An 18,720-nucleotide genomic window follows, 5' to 3' on the forward strand; every position below is an offset into this window, starting at 1 on the left:
TATGCCCCGACGATTATTGCTGATAGGAGTGAACTATGCACCTGAGCCTACAGGGATTGGTAAATACAGTGGAGAAATGATCAGATGGCTGGCTGATAACGGATATGAATGTACTGTCATTACAGCTTATCCTTATTATCCCCAGTGGAAAGTACAGGAACCATATGTTAAAAACAGGAATTGGTATAAGAAAGAAGTGGAAGGGAATATTACCGTTTATCGTTGTCCTCAATATATACCGGCAGATCCCTCCGGTAAGAAGCGGATTCTGATGGATTTTACTTTCCTGTTATCCACCTTCTTAAAATTGTTGCAGTTATTATTTGTAAAGAAATTCGATATAGTCATGACCGTAGTCCCCCCTTTCCATCTTGGATTACTGGGGGTACTCTATAAAAAGGTCCGTGGAGCAAAGCTGTTTTACCATATACAGGATTTACAGATTGAAGCCGCCAGGGATCTGGGTATGATACGCACTGATTTCCTTATCCGGCTGTTGTTTAAGACAGAGCGGTATATCATGAAACAGGCAGATGTGATCAGCAGTATTTCTGAGGGGATGATCCGTAAGATACAGCAGAAAACAGGACGGGATATTGTGCTGTTTCCCAACTGGGTGGATGTATCGCTGTTTTACCCCCTGGAGAACAGGGCCTCTCTGAAAACGGAGTATGGATTTAAGATGACGGATAAAGTGGTGCTGTATTCCGGTGCAATAGGTGAAAAGCAGGGACTGGAAGCTATCTTATATACAGCAGCGGGGCTGAAAGACATTCAGTTTTTAATCTGTGGCTCCGGGCCTTATAAAGAAAAGCTGATTGCGATGGCCAGGCAGCAGGGCCTGCAGAATGTGATCTTTTTCCCCTTGCAGCCGTTTGAGCGTTTTAATCATTTCCTGAATATGGCAGATGTTCACCTGGTGATCCAGAAAGCGAATGCGGGGGACCTGGTGATGCCATCAAAACTGACTACAATTATGGCGGTGGGCGGACTGGCATTGATTACCGCCAACAGCGATACCAGTCTGCATGAAGTAGTACGGGAACAGAATATAGGGATACTGGTAGCAGCAGAAGACCAGCTGGCGCTGAATGAAGGCATCTGTGCAGCGGTACATAACGAACCAGGGCATATTACCGGAAATGCCCGGGAATATGCCCTGAATTATCTTGCAATAGATAAAATTATGGTAAGGTTTGAGGCCTCCCTACGGTAACGTCATATTAATGCGTCCCACAGAACTGCCATTCGTAGAAGTAAAGGCCAGGTTACAGAAACTGACTGTAATCGAACTTCCATCTACAGATACATACACACTACCGGAATTGGGGGTCCATGCACCGGTGGTAGTTGTAGTAATGGTAGCTTTCGCATAACCGGTTGCCAGTGTACCACTGGATGGCTGTATGGTATACACACCTTCTGATGGGGGCTGTGTACCTGCAAATTCTACTACTACACCTGCGTTAGTGCTGACACCTTCTATCTTATAGGTGCTGCTGCTGGTAACGGTACCTTTTATAGTACGTAAAGACATATAGGTAACTCCATCCAGCTGGGCGGTATTACTATCCAGTCCGCAAGGGGCCCATGGACCAACTACCGTAATCCCTGTTACAGAGTCAGTATAAGTACAACCACCGGCAGTTTTGATTTCTACCACGTAGTACTTATTCTTACCCTTTGAAGGATGTATAATAGTTGGATTCTGCTGAGTGGAAGTAAATCCGTCAGAGCCTGTCCATCTATACGTATTACTCGGTTCCACACCGAAAATAGATAGCCTGAGTGTATCATTCTGACCTATTGGGGCATTTGATGATACAGTGGGGTTTACGATATCAGTACATCCTGAACTTTTACCGCCGCCGCAACCGGCAAGTAAACCCGTTAATAAAGTAAGAAATGCTAAGAGTGTAAATTTATGCTGCATCGTCTAGTATTCGTAAATTCTTAATTTTTTGTTCAATCCTCACCGGCAAACATTATTATGTAAGCGTCCACGGCCGCGGTAGCATATAAGATATCACACCCGCGGCAGGTGATAATATCTTCATGAAATGACAATCCTTAATACTCCCCGTTTCAGAAAAAACAGGATAGCACGTCTCTCTAAACGTGTAAATCATTCGCAATCTTGGCATAAAATCTAGGTATAGGCAATAAACACACTATAAATATAGCAAATAGTTTATTTATTATGATTTTTTACAATAAAATATCTTACTCGTAGTAGTACAACCTTCGTTTGATAAAAACGATTAATCAATTGTTGTATAGATAGTTACAGAATCAAATAAAAAATTAATTAACAATAAATTTCCTGCCGGAAGTACTCAAAAATGGAAGTAGAAATGTTTTTTTGGGGTAAAACTGACAGATAAAAAAACAGCCATAAGAATTTTCTTATGGCTGCTGAGTATTACGTACGTTTTGTATTATTTTATATTGATATATTGCTCGGGTACATTCCAACCATATACAGAAACAGCAGCGTTTCCACTTTTGCCTACCATATCACCGCTGATAGTCACGATCTTTTCTTCTCCGGGTAATACTGATACATAGTTATCATTATAGAATACGGGGAGGATACGCTTCTTTGTCTTGGCATCCACAAGAGATACGCGGTTAAAGAAGGCTACCGGTCCGTTCGCCGGGTTACTGATTTTCATAGCGATACTATCTGCACCTGCCTTGTGAGCAGTGATCTGCACCTTAGCCGCTTCCATCTTCTGCAAACCGGAGTAATTGCCCTTTGCATCCGGGAACCAGTACAGATTATCGGATATAACCTGTTGGTTCTTATCTCTTAATCTTACAGACAGGAACATTCCTTCTTTGCTGCCCAGTCCTTCTATTGCTGATTTCACAGACAGGTATTTCTGTACTGTTTTAGGGCTGATCTCTGTAAATACCTGGGTAATCAGGCTGTCTTTACCGGCCATATTATAGGCTTTCAGTTCCAGCATTACATCAGTATAATATTTAAAGGTGTTGTTTACTGAGTAGATAGTGCCATCTGTAGGGTTACACATAGCATGCAGGGGAGCACTACCGTTATGCAGACCATAGAGGCAGGCGTTAGGGTCCAGATAATAGTCATACATCTGTCCGCGCAGGGCTGTCCATGGGTTCTGGGTTTTCCAGATAATTACACCGGTGTACCAGTCCCACATATGAGCGCTGAAGCCTTCCATCAGGCCACGATACTGGTCGTAGTTTACCAGCTGCGCCTTGTTGGCGAAGTCCCTTACATCTTTTGGTTTGCCGTATGGGTCCAGGTGGTCGAAGTAAGGGATATACTTATGGTAATCCCATACAGAATCCACCCCATTAGGTGTATTCACAGGAGCTATCATGTTTTCTTTAGGCATAAAGCGTTCCAGTGATTCGTAATCACCTACCCCTACGGAACCTACTTCAGAGTTGAAGGGGAAAGTACGTTCGTTCCAGAAAACGGAGAGCGGCTGTATATTATAAGGACCATCGCCGTTACCACCCAGGGAGTTGTAAGACATGCTGTCCGTATTGGAATAATGGAAGAAGAAACGGGTACCGTCCAGTTTAGGGATGATGGAATCTCTCATGACGGACAGGATATCTTCCGGAGGAGTGATTTCATTACCGCCACACCAGAAGGCCAGTGATGCGTAGTTGCGTAACATCTTCACCTGATCTATTACGGAAGTAATGAACAGGCTGTGATCATCAGGATACTGACGTCTTGTCCACTGGTTTTCCTTTTTCATAGGATCTACCCAACGGCCGTTACAGTCGCCGGACATCCAGAAGTCCTGGAATACCAGCAGGCCATATTTATCGCAGGCTTCGTAGAACTCTGGTCTTTCTGTTAAGCTACCACCCCAGATGCGGATGAGGTTCAGGTTCATATCTCTGTGAAAGCGGATTTCCGCATCGTAACGTTCTTTGCTGAAGCGGAACATAGCATCTGAAGTGATCCAGTTACCACCTTTGATAAAGATTTTTTGCCCGTTTACGGCTACTTCGCGGCTGTTGGTATGCGTGTTCCAGTAGGTCTGGATTTCACGTACACCAAATTCCACGTCTTCGGTATCTTCTGCTTTAGTAGTATTGAAAGATAACTGCAGCTGGTATAAGTTCTGCGGACCATAACCTGCAGGCCACCACAGAGCTGGTTGTTTCAGTTCCAGGTCTGGCAGCTGTACTTCTACAGTAGCATGAGGGGCAATAGTTACTTTTTTGCTGATGGTGTTACCCGCCAGTTTATAACTAACTGTACCGGCAATGCTTTTAGCGGTAGCGTTTTCCAGTTCTGTAGAAACCAGGATGGTAGCAGGAGCCTGCACTTTTGTATCCGGCAGTCTTACGCCAGGGACTTTAGTCACGATATGCGGGTTTTTGATCCGCACAGCGCCTGTTTTTTCGATGGTCACTTTATCCCAGATACCGGTGTTACGGTCGCGCATAGGCTGAATCCAGTCCCAGCCGGCGGTGTATTGAGGGCCAACGTTTTTAGCGATGGTACCATCGCCGCCCTGTCCGCCATTGGGATCACCCAGGGTAGCAGAAGGATATACGATGACAGCCAGTCGGTTGTGACCGTCTTTAGCCAGCCATTGTGTAATGTTATAAGAGAAGCGCAGGTAAGTACCGAAGTGGGTGGTGGCATTTAAGCGGTGACCGTTCAGGAAGATATCACAGCCGTCGTTCACCCCTCTGAAATGCAGCCATACCTGGCCGTCTGCCGCGGGTGGTGCTTCTGTGAAGTCTTTTACGAACCAGTAGGTATAATGATCGCGTCCGATATGATAGATATCGGGTATGCGCATGTTGTTCATACCATAAAACGGATCAGGCACCAGCTTGTTGTTGAGCAGTGTAGTTAGCACCGTACCGGGTACGGTAGCAGGTAACCAGCCGGTGAGCTTGTAGGAAGGCACTGAGAGGGCCTCTCCTTTTACAGTGACACCGGAAATGTTGTTACATTCCCATCCGCTGTTCAGTTCATACTGACTTTGAGCAGCTAATTCTAAAAAAGGTAATAACAGGAAGAAAGTAATCTTCAGCATTCTCCGAACCATAGATACATAAAATTTATAGGCAGACCTGTTGCCTTGTTCACTGATGAGAGACAAAAGTATATGTTGAAAAGTCAAAATCAAAGATGGAGCGGTAAATTACATAAAAAAAGGGGTATAAGTGAATCGTCACTTATACCCCTTATCTGTATTTATATGATTTATGCGGGGTCTGATTCCACCAGCACTATCTTCACGAATATATCTTCGTTGGGAGGATTTACCTGGCTACCGTCTGCACCCTGTATATCTATTGAAATGGAGCCTACGGAATGTGTTACTTCCAGTGTAGTACCGTCCAATACATCCGGGATAGCTTCGTAGATTTTACCATCGAAAGAGAAGTATACGAGTACCCCGTTGGTCTGGTATACGCGGTCATCTATTTCAGGCATGTTGATCGTCACATAATAAGTGTGTTTAGTGTTGTCTATTTTCCATGCGCTGGCAGGAATCGTAGTGGTAATCGTACGGTTAGGTACTACTACCTGTTGAACTATTGTTTCTTTCTTACAGCTGGAAAATAATACGCCCATTAGCAACAGTGGCAGGAGCAGAAATGACTTCATAATGAGAACTTATTGAGAGTTATAGAATATAGTGTGATTCATGTTAAACATTCTATAAATATCAAAATGAATGCCATGATTATCCCGTGACCCGGAAGGCCGGGTTTGAATGGTTTAGTGGTTTTAACAGGTTATAGATGGTTAGATAAGTTTGTTTTATCAGAGAGTCAGTCTGTTTTATTTGTTGGATTTCTGATCGCTAAGACTTCTTTTAAAGCAGTTTGTGCCAGGGGTGGCTGGAACGGCAATGACGCCATGATTCTGCTGACTACGTCCAAGCCTCTGATGGTGAGCAGTACGTCCCGGATAGCAGTAACAGATAACGTATCCGCTGTTTTCATCGTATTCAGTAGTGCAGGTACCATCTCTCCGGTACCCAAAGCTCCTACTGCGTTGATAGCTGCTAACTTCACACGCGGGTCCTTATCGGAAAGAGAGTTTTTGATCAGGCGGGAGCCTGCGGTTTGTTTGCTGGCGCCTAACATAGTTATCACCCCTGCCTTCACCGCTCCTTCTGAAAGTTCTGCTTTACGCACCCACTGTTCTGCATTATCACCAGTGATGTTTCTGCCTGCCAGCTGGAAAGCAGCAGCACGGTATTGCGGTACAGTATCATCCACAGCACTCATCAGGATGAATATTGCATCCTTACTGCGGGTTTGTACGAGCAGTTCTAACGCTGCACTACGAACGTATGGCGAATGGCTTTTCTTCAGCAGCTTCTCCGAAGCCGCTACGGCTGGCCCTATGGGCCAGTTCAGTGCCAGTCTTTTTATATAGAGGATATAGGCAGCGACAGCTTGTGTGCTGTCAGTATTATAATGGCTCTTTTCTGCAGCAGCTGCCAGGATTGGCTCACTATCTTCATCACCTATATTAGCCAGCGCCAGTAACGCTGTTCTTTTTATCAGCGGATCTTTTGAGGCAGTAAACGCAGTGATTTCATCTAAAGCACCAAGGTAATGGACTTCCCCTATGGCTGCTATTAAACTGATCTGGTTATTACTCACAGCAGCTTTTTTTAATGCTGCCAGTAAAGCCACTTTAGCATCGGGACTGTTGATTTGTACCAAAGCTCTTGTGGCAGGATCACAGAGGCGTTTACTGTTTAAGTATACTTTAAGTGCAGGTACAGATTTGTTGTCTCCGCAGATTTGCAATAATGAGATAATGAAGGCTTTATTTTCCGGGTCTTTAACTATTGGTAATGCCTTGCAAAAGGCGCGGGAAACAATTTTACGTTCCTCTTCTTTATTTGCATCGGTAACTATATGTGCATAACCTGAAAGGGTATACTGTAAACTGGTATTGTCCCCCTGCCCTACCGGTTTTAACCCGGCTGTGAGCGTCAGAATTTTTGCTTCCAGACCAGTAGCAGGTAGTGTTTGCTGCGTTGTAGCTGGCAGTGTTTGCGCCTGTGCAAACAAACCGGTACAAGTCAATATGATCAGTAATATCTTTTTCATGTTTTAATATAAGTTCCAGGGTGCCCTCATTGGCGGGTCTATCAATTCATTCGCTCCATCATCATATAAGAATACCTGTTTTACAGGATCAAATTGCAGAGAGCGTCCCAGTTGTAAAGCTATTTTCGCCATGTTCACCAACGTACAGGAGCGATGCCCGTTCATTTCATTAAGAGCAAACTGTTTACGCAATTTTACAGCTTCTGTAAAATCTGTTACCTGTAGCAGCGGTTCCGGATAGATAGCCAGTTTCTTTTCCAGGTCAGGAATATCTGATTTAAACCCGGGGTAGAGCTTACCCAGCGGGCCTTCAATGTAAGCCGCTTTTTCATCAGTGCCTTCTCCATCTAATATAATCTGACAACCATCCTGATAAGTATAAGTAATCCTTCTCCAGGTACCTACTGCATCCGGATGCTGCTGCGGGGCGTCTATTTCCACAGAAACCGGACTGGTATTGTCTTTACCAAGAATGTATTGTACAGGATCGAGATAATGCTGACCCATATCCCCCAGTCCACCGCCATCATAATCCCAGTAACCCCGGAAGGTCTGGTGAACACGATGCGGATGATAAGGTTTATATGGAGCAGGTCCCAGCCAGCGGTCGTAATTAAGCTCCGCAGGCACCCGCATAACAGGCAGGTTGGTTTTGCCAACCCAGTTGAATTTCCAGTCGAACCCGGTGGTTTTACCTACGGTCACTTTTAACGGCCATCCCAATAACCCACTGTTTACCAGTTTCTTCACAGGTTTTACGGGTGTATTTAATCCATAGAAATTATCTTCGAAACGGAACCAGGTATTCAACCGGAAGATACGGCCATACTGTTGCACAGCTTCTATCACCCTTTTACCTTCGCCAATAGTGCGGGTCATGGGCTTTTCACACCAGATATCCTTGCCGGCAGCAGCGGCATGGGCCGAGATCAGGCCATGCCAGTGAGGCGGAGTAGCAATATGTACAATATCTACTTCCGGCAGCTGTATCACTTCCCGGTAATCATCAAAAGTTTTAACCCCGCCGGGTAGCATTTCCTTGGCCTGTTGCAAATGGCCACGGTCTACGTCGCAAATAGCCACTACACGGGTACCCCCGTAGGCGAAATGATTCCGGCCCATCTCTCCTGTTCCTATCACGGCCTTTGTCAGCTGATCGCTGGGAGCCAGGTATCCCCGGCCCAGTACATGCCTGGGCACGATGGTAAAGGCGGCGACCGCACCCACCGTATTCCTGATAAATGTGCGCCTGGAATGATTCTTTTTCTGCTCCATGGTTAGTCTGAAAAGTACAAGATATGAAAATCATTTCGCAAGTGTATACTGAAAGGATTTTGCAGTTTTTATTGGTATATTCGTTCTACGGACAACCAAAATAAGTTTGTTATGGACCTACCCTAACTAAGGACTACACGTTAACCGAAATATACCACGTAACCGTTAAAACACAACTATGCCATCAATACTGTTACCACAAATGGTAAAGATACCTGAGCAGTATCAACGTTATATCTACCCTTTTTCAAAGCCTATGCTGAGGACATCTCCTTCTTTTTCACGTATAGAACAGGTTACCACTATTCCGGGATGCCGCGTTTGCAGCATTGTTAATATTGCAGAAAAGGAAACGGAGATCAGTCATTATCACAAAAACAAGTCCATTACCTTACAGGTTACACTACAGGGAAGGATCAGTACAGGAACAAGTACCCTGGATAAAGGAGGGTATAACCTGATCAGGATCAATGCAGGACATCATAAACTATTGCTGGCCCCCGGTGTTAATGAGTTTATGCAGTTCGATATTTCTCCTGCCCTGTTACAGGAGTTGTTACCGGATTCTCCTTTTATTCATAAAAAAGGAAATGATCATCCGGCTGGTGTGTCTAACAGGAAGTTAATGAAGCTGATTGCCCAGATAAGGCAAACGCCGGTAACCGATGGTATTCAGCAATTAAAGTTATATACACAGATTACAGAACTGATCATAACTGCCATCATCCCTTTACAAACGTCCCCTAAAAATATGATTATGAACAATCCCCATCATGAATTGATTACTAACATCCAAACCTATATCAACGATAATCTGCATAAGCCTATTTCTCTTTCCCAACTGGCGGGCATTTATTATATCAGTGAATCCAAGTTGAAACAGGACTTTAAAAAGTATCTTAATTCTTCAGTACAGGCTTATTTACAGGAACAAAGGATGCAAAAGGCATTAAAAATGTTACAACACTCAGATAATGATATTACTATGATCGCAACAGAGGTCGGCTATACGAATGTATCCAGTTTTAACCGGGAATTCCGGAAGCATTATGCCTGTTCTCCTAAGGAAGTAAGGATAGGATCGTGAATCGAACTACTTACTTTTTATCGTATATATACTCAGTACTCCTTATTGTTTCAACAAATTTATTTTTGTTTGTCAGCATAAAAAAATCTTGCTAAAATAAACATTTGTAATACTTTAGCACTCTGTATCGCTAAGGAGTCCTCACTATATTTACAAATCGTTAACAACTTATTATTTAAGTTAATTTGTTAAAAACATAATGTCTTTAGTAGTTTTGCCCCGTCTTAACAATAATATAAATTGATTTTAGAGGGTAGAACAGCATTAAACCGTAAATCGTAAAGGGGGTATTATAATGCGTCGTCATGCGAATACGAACGATCCGCAGGAAGGGTATCGGCCTGCAGATGATGAAGTTACGTACGAAAACATATTCAGGCAGTATGCAAAGGTCTTATGGGCCGAAGCATTCCGTCATTTGCAGGATCAGCAGGAAGCCAAAGATATAGTACAGGAATTATTGATAGAGATCTGGGAAAAACGCTCATTGAAGAATGTAGAATCAACAATATTGTCCTACCTGTTCCAATCTATTCGTTATAAATGCTACCGGTACATTAAAAACAAAAACGCGGAGGAACATAAGGCAGCAGCCTGGTCGTTCTTTCAGGAAGATTGTACAAAAACAGAAAGCAGCTTAGAGAACAGGGAGTTACAACAGAGTATAGCCGCAGCCATCAAGACATTACCCATACAATCGTCCAATATCTTTACGCAGGTTTTTATTGAAGGTAAAAAAAGAAAGGAAGTTGCAGCCAACATGGGTATCTCCGTAAATACTGTAAACGTGCATATTTACACTGCCTGTAAAAGATTAAAGGAAAAATTAAAAAAAATACAATAATCCACTAAATGGTTTTGATTCTTTTTGTCACTACTTATTGAAATGGATATTCAAAGAGATAGAATCTATCAGCTGTTAATGTTAAAACTTACTGATTCAATCACAGAATCTGAAGAGGGATACATTAACTCGTTGATAGAGAGTGAGCCCGAAGTATATGCGTTGTGGAAAGAGATCCAATCGGACTTTGCAACTGCTCAGGATAAAAGTGCATTACAGAAATTTGATACTGACAATATCATAGCAGAGGTAAAAACAGAAGTCCGCCGGTTGAAAAGAGGAAAACGTGTAGTGAGAATATTTATAGCAGTAGCAGGCATTGGGATAAGTACGTGTTTATTCCTTATCCTCAAAGACAACAAGGTTGGGAATTTAGCTGTAAAACACGATGTTACCAAGCAGATACAACTGCAACTGACAGGTGGAGAACAGATCAGTCTTTCTGAAGGAAACGGTGAGCAACTTGCTGAAAACGGCACGGTTATACTGAAGAGTACAAACAATACGTTTGTATATACAGCCAGGAAAGTAACCAATACCACGGCAACGATTGTAGTACCTGCGGGAAAAGACTATCATGTGAAACTGGAAGATGGTACAAAAGTGCACATGAACAGTGGCAGTAAACTACGGTTTCCTTTTAGCTTTTCCGGAGGAAAAAGGGAGATCACCATTATAGGAGAAGCCTTTATAGAAGTAGCAGGTAATGCAGCATTACCATTTATTGTACATACGCAGCATACAACGATACAGGTACTGGGCACATCCTTTAATGTAAACAGTTATGATTCAGGGAAAGTAACGGTGTCGCTGGTACAGGGAGCTGTTAAAGTAAATGAGGTGTTACTTAAACCGGGTTATGCCGCACATGTTAGTAGTAAGGGAACGGATATATATTCCTTTGATGAAGAAAGTGAGCTGGCCTGGCGGAATGATCAATATATATTCAGGCACAGTCAGTTAAAAGAGATTATGCCGGTGCTGGAAAGATGGTATGATGTGCAGATAGTATTTGATAGTCCTGCTGTAGCTGATAAAGTAGTTACAGGGCATATTATGAGATCGGACGACATCGCAACAGTACTGGATATGCTAAAGAAAATCTGCAACACAGATTATTATTATAAAGAGAATACTATACATATCAGATAGCAGCAATGATATAAAGAGATTTAATCTTCGTTTACGAACAATGCAAAATGAAATACCGGCGCTTTATTCCTTTAGTGCCGGTTTCTTTTTTTCTACACTGTCCGTATCACTGCTTAATAAGCAGGAGGACGTTTCCTTTTATTAGCATCATCATTCTCCAGCCTTTCATCAAGGTGTTCATCACTCTCTTCCCTATCCATCTCCTTTGCCGGTCTTTCTGTGCCTTCAAATGCACCGCCCGAACCAGTATGTACTATCTGCTCCTCCGAAGATTGATTTTCTGCTTTAGTATCGAAAAACATCTCTCTGTTATTTTATTGGTTTAGGTTCTACCTGACTGCCTTATAAATGGCTTTTCCCCAGAACTCACCCAGCGCAGCAGCTCCCTGCTTGTTGGGATGAAGGTAGAAAACGCCCTGCCAGCCTTCCTCTGCCTGTAAGTCGGTTTGGAAATGTTTTTTAAAGTACGAAAAAGCCTGTTTATCACCAACAGTTACTTGTCCGGGATAGATTTTTTTCAAGTTGCCAACCAGGGCATCGATCTGTGGGAAGTAGGTCTGTAGCCTGTCCAGCCCTGCCTGCAGGTAAATGGAGCTGTTATAGGTATTAGGGCTGTACCAGGTAGGGTAATGAAAGATGATCTTACACCTGGGATAGTCTGTAAGTAATTTACCAGCAATTGCTTCAAGATTCCTGCGGTAATCTTCAGGAGATACGGGAGAGCCATTAGGACCCTGTGTAGCACTGTCGTTGGTACCCAGGATAATAGAGAAAACCATCGTGGCCGTTTCATCGGACATAAACTTTCTGGCGGCAGCAGCTACTTTAGCATAATAGGTAGCGGTAGAAGGCAGGAAATCCACAGAGGTAGCGCCACTAACGCCCTGGTTTGAAATAGTTACCTTACCAATGCCTGACTGCTTTTCCATCCAGGCCCCGGCTATTACCGGTGGTGCCTGTGATTCCGGATCACTTAAAGTTGCACCGTGAGTGATACTGTTGCCAATAAAAACGATGTTGACGTTAGTGGCAATTTTCTGGGCCATCAGTGGGAACTGGCCAATAGAAAGCATAAACAGGAATAAACCTGCCAGTTGTAGTTGTACATAGGTCTTCATATTCTAGAACGGATTATTACCTTCTCCACTGGAAGTAGAAACAACTCCCCTTACCTGGTGTTGACTCCACCCACACTTTTCCTCCCTGTGTTTCTACCAGTAACTTCAGAATATTCAGGCCCACCCCTGTGCCCTTAGCATCTCCATTATCCACTTTTTCGAATAACCGGAAAATGCGCTCATTATCTTTCTCTTCAATACCGGGGCCGTTATCCTTTACGTAAAAATCATAGAAATCTTCATTTTCATTTGCTCCTATTACTATTTCAGCTCTCTCTTTATCGTTATACTTGATCGCATTTGTTATCAGGTTCTGGAATACCTGCAGCAGCTTTTGTTTGCTGGTATGGATAGTAGGGAACCCATCTCCTATCAGGATCTCTACATGAGGCGGAGGGAACAGCATCTTCATCAATTCTTTCAGCAATTCATTTACATCCACATCTTCCTCACGGGGATTGAACTGATGTTCCCGGCTATAATCCAGGATGGCCGTAATCATATCTGCCAGGCGGGAAGTAGCATCCACCGCCATATCCGCATATTCCAGCAGGAAGGGCGAATTCTTGATCTCCTCTTCTTCTTTCATCAGTAATAAAAGTCCGGTAATCCCTGAAAGAGGCGATTTCAGGTCATGTGCCACTACGTGCATAAAGCGTTCCAGCTGGCCATTCACCTGTTCTTTATCTTTTAATGCCTGTCTTAATTCGCTCTGATAAAAATACAATCGTTCAAATACATCTACTTTGGCACGTGTAACATTGATATCCAATGGCTTAGAAAGATAATCCACTCCCCCTTTCTCAAAACCTTTTAATACATAAGATTCATCTTTGTTGATCGCTGTTACGAAAATGATAGAGATATCCCTGGTTTTCGGATTGGCCTTTAACAGCCGCGCTACTTCAAAACCGTCCATATCAGGCATCTGCACATCCAGCATGATCAACCCTATATCCTCATTCTTTAATACCTGCTTTAAAGCCTCATTCCCTGAAGTAGCCTGTATAAAAGCCCTGTTTTCCGCTATCAGCATATGCTCCAGCGACAGGAGGTTTTCCATTCGGTCATCTACCAGGAGGATGGTAAATTTTTTAGTTATGCTCATCTTAATGGCTCATTAATTAATACTTACGATATAAATTCGACTTACGTTTCAAAAATTATAAATTTTATTATTTCTTCAATCGTTAAAACTTTTACATCTCTGCACAGGTCTATAGCAGACTGTGGCATTACCTCAAATGCAGCCGTATGAGGGTCCTGCACGATGCCGGTGCCTCCGGCAGCTATCACTTCACACAACCCCTCTGCACCGTCTTTATTGGCGCCACTGAGCAGGATGCACAACGCCCGGTTACCATACACATCTGCTACACTGCTGAATGTCATATCGATAGCAGGACGACTGTAATTGACCAGCTCTGAATAATCCAGCATGAATGTTTTATCGGCCTCTATCATCAGGTGGTAGTTTTGAGGAGCCAGGTAGAAATGATGATCTTTTACAGGCTCTTTATCTTCCGGTTCCCTGATATCTTTAGTGGCCGATAATAATCTTCCCATTTCACTTTCTACATTCCTGAGACGATGTAACACTATTACTACAGGCATACTCATATTGTCAGGAAGGGCATCCAGGAGCCCTGTTAATACAGATAAGCTTCCTGCAGACCCTCCTATTGTAATAATATCGTATGCCCCTTTCATTTACGACGGTATATTTTTTCCTGACCGTGTACTGTTTCGTATTGCTTATGGATGTCCGCAAACCGCATCGATTCCCTGATACCCATTGCCAGATATCCGCGGGGCGAAAGACTATCATGGAATAACTGCAGCACATGATTCTGCAGTTCCCTGTTGAAATATATAAAAACGTTCCTGCAACAGATCAGTTGAAATTCATTAAATACGGTATCTGTCACCAGGTTGTGCTGAAAGAAATTTATATGTTTTCTCAGCTCCTTTTTAATAAGTACATTATCATACCTGGCAGTATAATAGTTAGAAAAGTCTGCCAGTCCACCAGATTGTATATAATTATACGTATAATCTTTCATATTATCCAATGGGATAATGCCTGTTGCTGCCCTTTCCAGGTTCATCGGGTTCAGATCACTGGCGTATAACTTTGTTCTGCTTAACAGTCCGGCTTCCTGTAACAGAATGGCCATCGAAAAAACTTCTTCACCGGTAGAACAGCCTGCATGCCATATTTTTATATTTGGGTATGCCGCCAGTTTAGGCAACACTTCTTCTCTTAGCGTACGGTAGAACCGTGGGTCGCGGAACATTTCAGTTACATTCACTGTAATATACTGCACCATACGTGTAAATAGTTCACTGTCATTTACCAGCCGGTGCTTGAGATCAAAGACCGTAGAAATATTAGCCCTGCTCATAAAGCGCAGGATACGACGTTTCAGTGATGCCTGGACATAACCGGTAAAATCATAACCATATTGAAGCTTTACAATATTAATAATGTCCAGAAAATCTACCGCTGAAATATCTTCCTTCATAATTGCTTGTTATACCATCCACACACGCATCAGGGAAAGCAGTTTACTACTGTCTATTGGTTTTGCAATATAATCTGATGCCCCTGCGGCAATACATTTTTCACGATCTCCTGCCATAGCTTTTGCTGTTAAAGCAATGACCGGCAACTCACGAAAACGGCTGTTCATACGTATTTGCCGCATGGCCTCATAACCATCCATTTCCGGCATCATAATATCCATCAGTACAATACTTACATCCGGGTTTTCATCCAGTCTTGCCAGCGCTTCTTTCCCGTCAGCAGCTGTTACCACATCCATGCCATGTTCTGCCAGCAATGCGCTTAATGAAAATACATTCCTCATATCATCATCTGCCAGCAACACTTTCCTTCCGTCCAGTTTCTTTTCTGTTAAAGAGTAGTTTTCAGATTTGAATGAAGTGTTTGTTTCTTTCAGTTTATAGAGGAACAATTCCAGTTCATCCATCAGCCTGTCTGTAGAGAAAGTTGAATTACGCACAATGGCGGCCGCATCTCTTTTCAACAGTAATTCATCTGCTTCTGAAATATCATGGTCCAGGTATACGATGATAGGTTTGCTTTTATCTACCAGGTGTCTCAGACGGCCCAGCCTCACAATACCCGCTCTCATATCTGTGCTTACATCTAAAATGATACCATCATAATTTTTCTCTTTCAGTTCTGTTTCGGCTTCTTCAATGGTAGTAACGCGATGGTATTGTGTCTGCATCTGTCTTTCATCACTGAGTGACTGTAAAGAAGGGTGATGCAACAGTACCCCATCAGATACTACCAGTACTTTTTTAAACATGGCCTGTAACTGCTGACTGATACCTGAGAATACAGATTCCAGGTCTGCCATCTGCAAAGGCTTTTGTGTATAACCCTGTATCTTGTCCCTTACCTGTAATGAGATACCGCCGGCAGAAATCACATGTACGAGGATCTGTTTAAGCTCGTCGTTATTCTTTAATATCTTGAGAATGCTCATCCCATCTATCAGCGGCAGATTCATGTCCAGCAGGATAGCAGCGGGCAGGTATTTACGGGCAAAAAACAGACCGTCGTTACCATTTAATGCCACAATGGTTTTATATCCTTTCTCGCGGGCAAAGTCCCTTAAAATAGCGGCAAAGTTGATATCATCTTCTATGATGAGGATCAGCTTATCCTGTTTGGAAAACTGGTCACGATCGTCTTCCACCTTCTGATCTGTATCAGAGAATTGCTCCGGAATAATGGGTTCGGTGATTGTTTCTCTGGAAGGTGTTAGCGGTATACCTGTATGCATCACTATGGTGAATGTACTACCCTCTCCTTCGCTGCTTTCCAGCCGGATTTCCCCTCCCAGTCTTTTCATCAGTTCTTTACTGATAGACAGCCCAAGGCCGGTGCCGCCGTACTTGCGGTTGGTAGAACCATCTGCCTGCCGGAATGCCTCAAAGATGAGTTGTTTCTTATCCGAAGCGATACCGGTGCCGGTATCTGATACGGAAATATGCAGACCGTCCGCTTTTACTTCCCAGTGCAGTTTGATGGTCCCTTCCCTGGGTGTGAATTTGAATGCATTGGATAAGAGATTGCGAATCACCTGTTCCAGTCGTTGCCTGTCTGTAGGAATAGTTTCAGGTACACCTTTTGCGATCGACGTAATAAATTGTATTCTCTTTTCTTCGGCTACTACATGGAAGAGTTGTTCCAGATCCATCACGATCGACTTTACCGGTACTTCTTCAATATTCATCTCTACCTTACCCGCTTCTATCTTGGACAGGTCCAGGATATCATTGATCAGTTTGAGTAAATCTGAGCCGGATTTATGAATAACACCGGCATACTCTATTTGTTTATTGGTGAGGTTATAGTCTTTATTTTCTTCCAGCAGCTTGGCCAGGATCAATACACTGTTGAGTGGTGTACGTAATTCGTGAGACATGTTTGCCAGGAACTCTGACTTGTACTTACTGCTCTGCTCCAGCTCTTCCGCTTTCATGGAGAGCTGTTCACGGGTAAGTTCCAGTGCCGTGTTCTGTACTTTCATCTCATCATTTACCTGTCTCATTTCTTCTTCCTGTACCCTTAGCTCTTCTTCTGAAGCCTGTAATATTTCGGATTGACGGGTCAGTTCTTCGTTTGACTGCCGCAATTCTTCCTGCTGTGTTTCCAGCGTTTCCTTTTGTTCCTGCACCCGTTCCAGCAGGTCCATGATCCTGGTCCTGGCAGCGGCGGCTGTCAGCGCAACAGCGATCGCCGTAGATGTATTCCCTAATAGCTCCACCATCCCGGCAGGCGCTTCTCCAAATACGGCCAGCTCTATTACCCCTGTCAGTTCATTTTCCAGCCACAGGGGGATACAGATAATGGTACCTGGTAATGTATTGCCGGTAGCTGTTTCTATATGCCAGTAGGTAGTGGGTACATTTTTTATGATGCTCAGTTCTTTTTTTGTAGCTGCCTGACCTGTTATGCCTTCCCGTAAAGCATACTGCTGTTTTACCGAGTTTGGCAATGCAACACCGGCAGACAACCTTAACAGGTTCGTACCTTTATCAAAATTGTAAAAGGCAGCAGCAGGAATTTCCAGGTATCCTACCAGTGCGTGCAAACACCTTGCAGCCAGCAGATTGATGTCATGTTCTCCCTGCAAACTCTCATTAACCCTGCTTGCTCCTGTCAGTAACCAGTTATTCCTGTTGGCTGTATCATTGAGATTAACAACTTCATCGAACTTATCAGCTAATTCCTTTTGTGCTTTTACCCTGTTTCTGGCTTCCTGAAAAGACACGATCATCAGGGTAATGGCTATCAGCAAAATTAATACAGTGTTTGCAACGATTGCTGTAACGGCATGTTCTACATAAGTATCATTGTTTTGATTCCGGTTTACCAGCAGCGTCCGCTCTTCCGCAATAACGGTTGTAAGGCTGATATGCACAGAATCAAGGAATTTCCTTTCCGTGAGTGTTATATCCAATGCATGATTAAACAGGTAACTGGTATCCTTTCCGGCATATAATGCCTGCCAGAAGTTAAGAAGAGAGATCAGGTTATTCTCTACTCTTGTAGCTCTTAATGTCTGTGGCCGGTTATCTGCCACCAGCTTTTTAAGATCATATACTGCCGGCATGATCTTGGAATTCGACTGAAAATAAGGCTCCAGTAATTTTGGATGATGGGTACTCCTGTATGCAAGACCCGCAGATTCAATGTCATATACGTTACGGCTGATCCGTTGCGTGAGTGTAATGACCTCATAGGAATGCTCTACCAGTTTCGCCTGAGTTCTCTGATTATTGAAAGCGACAAATGAAATGATACTTCCGGCAAGTACCAGAAAAAGTGCCACTCCAAAACCTATGTATAAACGTTTTTTTAAAAGAATTCCCATATACGAACAGTTGACAATAAGCAGTAACAAATATAAGGTTTAAAATTGCTCGACTATCTGTTGTGTATCAACACTTAACGAAATCCTATCCGATTTATATGAACGTATATAAATACACGTAATATGGCTTTATATGGATTGTGAATGGTAACTTAGATGTAACAACAACTGTTATTAAACATAAGAGATGCATTGCTTGTAATAAATGATTTATAAAGATTTGTAATGTGA

The 18,720-nt window shown here is 43.1% G+C and carries 15 protein-coding genes; 4 read left to right on the forward strand and 11 right to left on the reverse strand.

The window, feature by feature from the left end; genetic code table 11:
* The first annotated feature begins 1 nt into the window (after window position 1).
* Window positions 2-1,216, forward strand: a complete 1,215-nt coding sequence (locus BMW86_RS02590; protein WP_089778680.1) for a WcaI family glycosyltransferase — start codon at window positions 2-4, stop codon at window positions 1,214-1,216.
* Here BMW86_RS02590 and BMW86_RS02595 read toward each other — a convergent pair.
* The 5 genes from BMW86_RS02595 to BMW86_RS02615 all read right to left on the reverse strand — a co-directional run bounded on the left by BMW86_RS02595 (window position 1,208) and on the right by BMW86_RS02615 (window position 8,373).
* Window positions 1,208-1,933: a hypothetical protein gene (locus BMW86_RS02595; RefSeq protein ID WP_089778682.1), complete on the reverse strand. Its 726-nt coding sequence runs from the start codon at window positions 1,931-1,933 to the stop codon at window positions 1,208-1,210. The genes BMW86_RS02590 and BMW86_RS02595 overlap by 9 nt on opposite strands.
* Before the next feature lie 505 nt (window positions 1,934-2,438).
* The gene (locus BMW86_RS02600; protein WP_255372831.1) at window positions 2,439-5,066 is read right to left on the reverse strand and encodes a glycoside hydrolase family 2 protein; all 2,628 of its coding nucleotides are present in this window, start codon (window positions 5,064-5,066) and stop codon (window positions 2,439-2,441) included.
* Between the two features lie 158 nt (window positions 5,067-5,224).
* A complete protein-coding gene (locus tag BMW86_RS02605) occupies window positions 5,225-5,632 on the reverse strand; it encodes a hypothetical protein (protein WP_143056461.1) in 408 nt (135 codons plus the stop codon).
* 167 nt (window positions 5,633-5,799) lie between these two features.
* Window positions 5,800-7,098 (reverse strand): HEAT repeat domain-containing protein, encoded by a 1,299-nt coding sequence (locus BMW86_RS02610; RefSeq protein WP_089778688.1) that lies wholly within the window; start codon window positions 7,096-7,098, stop codon window positions 5,800-5,802.
* A 3-nt stretch (window positions 7,099-7,101) separates the two neighbouring features.
* Window positions 7,102-8,373, reverse strand: a complete 1,272-nt coding sequence (locus BMW86_RS02615; RefSeq protein WP_089778690.1) for a Gfo/Idh/MocA family oxidoreductase — start codon at window positions 8,371-8,373, stop codon at window positions 7,102-7,104.
* 178 nt (window positions 8,374-8,551) lie between these two features.
* Between BMW86_RS02615 and BMW86_RS02620 the strand changes: the two genes are divergently transcribed.
* The 3 genes from BMW86_RS02620 to BMW86_RS02630 all read left to right on the forward strand — a co-directional run bounded on the left by BMW86_RS02620 (window position 8,552) and on the right by BMW86_RS02630 (window position 11,456).
* Window positions 8,552-9,460: a helix-turn-helix domain-containing protein gene (locus BMW86_RS02620; RefSeq protein WP_089778692.1), complete on the forward strand. Its 909-nt coding sequence runs from the start codon at window positions 8,552-8,554 to the stop codon at window positions 9,458-9,460.
* Window positions 9,461-9,755: 295 nt separating this feature from the next.
* A complete protein-coding gene (locus tag BMW86_RS02625) occupies window positions 9,756-10,304 on the forward strand; it encodes a sigma-70 family RNA polymerase sigma factor (protein WP_089778694.1) in 549 nt (182 codons plus the stop codon).
* A 78-nt stretch (window positions 10,305-10,382) separates the two neighbouring features.
* Window positions 10,383-11,456: a FecR family protein gene (locus tag BMW86_RS02630; RefSeq protein WP_177189131.1), complete on the forward strand. Its 1,074-nt coding sequence runs from the start codon at window positions 10,383-10,385 to the stop codon at window positions 11,454-11,456.
* Window positions 11,457-11,569: 113 nt separating this feature from the next.
* Here the strand turns inward: BMW86_RS02630 and BMW86_RS02635 are convergent, their stop codons facing one another.
* Genes BMW86_RS02635 through BMW86_RS02660 form a run of 6 tightly spaced genes read right to left on the reverse strand, consistent with a single transcriptional unit; the run spans window position 11,570 to window position 18,489 of the window.
* Window positions 11,570-11,758: a hypothetical protein gene (locus BMW86_RS02635; RefSeq protein ID WP_089778698.1), complete on the reverse strand. Its 189-nt coding sequence runs from the start codon at window positions 11,756-11,758 to the stop codon at window positions 11,570-11,572.
* 27 nt (window positions 11,759-11,785) lie between these two features.
* Window positions 11,786-12,574: a GDSL-type esterase/lipase family protein gene (locus tag BMW86_RS02640; protein ID WP_218149103.1), complete on the reverse strand. Its 789-nt coding sequence runs from the start codon at window positions 12,572-12,574 to the stop codon at window positions 11,786-11,788.
* 16 nt (window positions 12,575-12,590) lie between these two features.
* Entirely contained in the window at window positions 12,591-13,682 is a 1,092-nt protein-coding gene (locus BMW86_RS02645; protein WP_177189132.1) for a sensor histidine kinase, read from the reverse strand.
* 41 nt (window positions 13,683-13,723) lie between these two features.
* Complete coding sequence (locus tag BMW86_RS02650; RefSeq protein ID WP_089778700.1) at window positions 13,724-14,284, reverse strand: chemotaxis protein CheB; 561 nt, start codon at window positions 14,282-14,284, stop codon at window positions 13,724-13,726.
* The gene (locus BMW86_RS02655; RefSeq protein WP_089778702.1) at window positions 14,281-15,099 is read right to left on the reverse strand and encodes a CheR family methyltransferase; all 819 of its coding nucleotides are present in this window, start codon (window positions 15,097-15,099) and stop codon (window positions 14,281-14,283) included. Before BMW86_RS02655 ends, BMW86_RS02650 begins: the two co-directional genes overlap by 4 nt.
* 9 nt (window positions 15,100-15,108) lie before the next feature.
* Entirely contained in the window at window positions 15,109-18,489 is a 3,381-nt protein-coding gene (locus BMW86_RS02660; RefSeq protein ID WP_089778704.1) for a hybrid sensor histidine kinase/response regulator, read from the reverse strand.
* Window positions 18,490-18,720 lie beyond the last annotated feature (231 nt).

This window comes from Chitinophaga sp. YR573 (assembly GCF_900110995.1).
In the GTDB taxonomy this organism is placed as follows: Bacteria; Bacteroidota; Bacteroidia; order Chitinophagales; family Chitinophagaceae; genus Chitinophaga.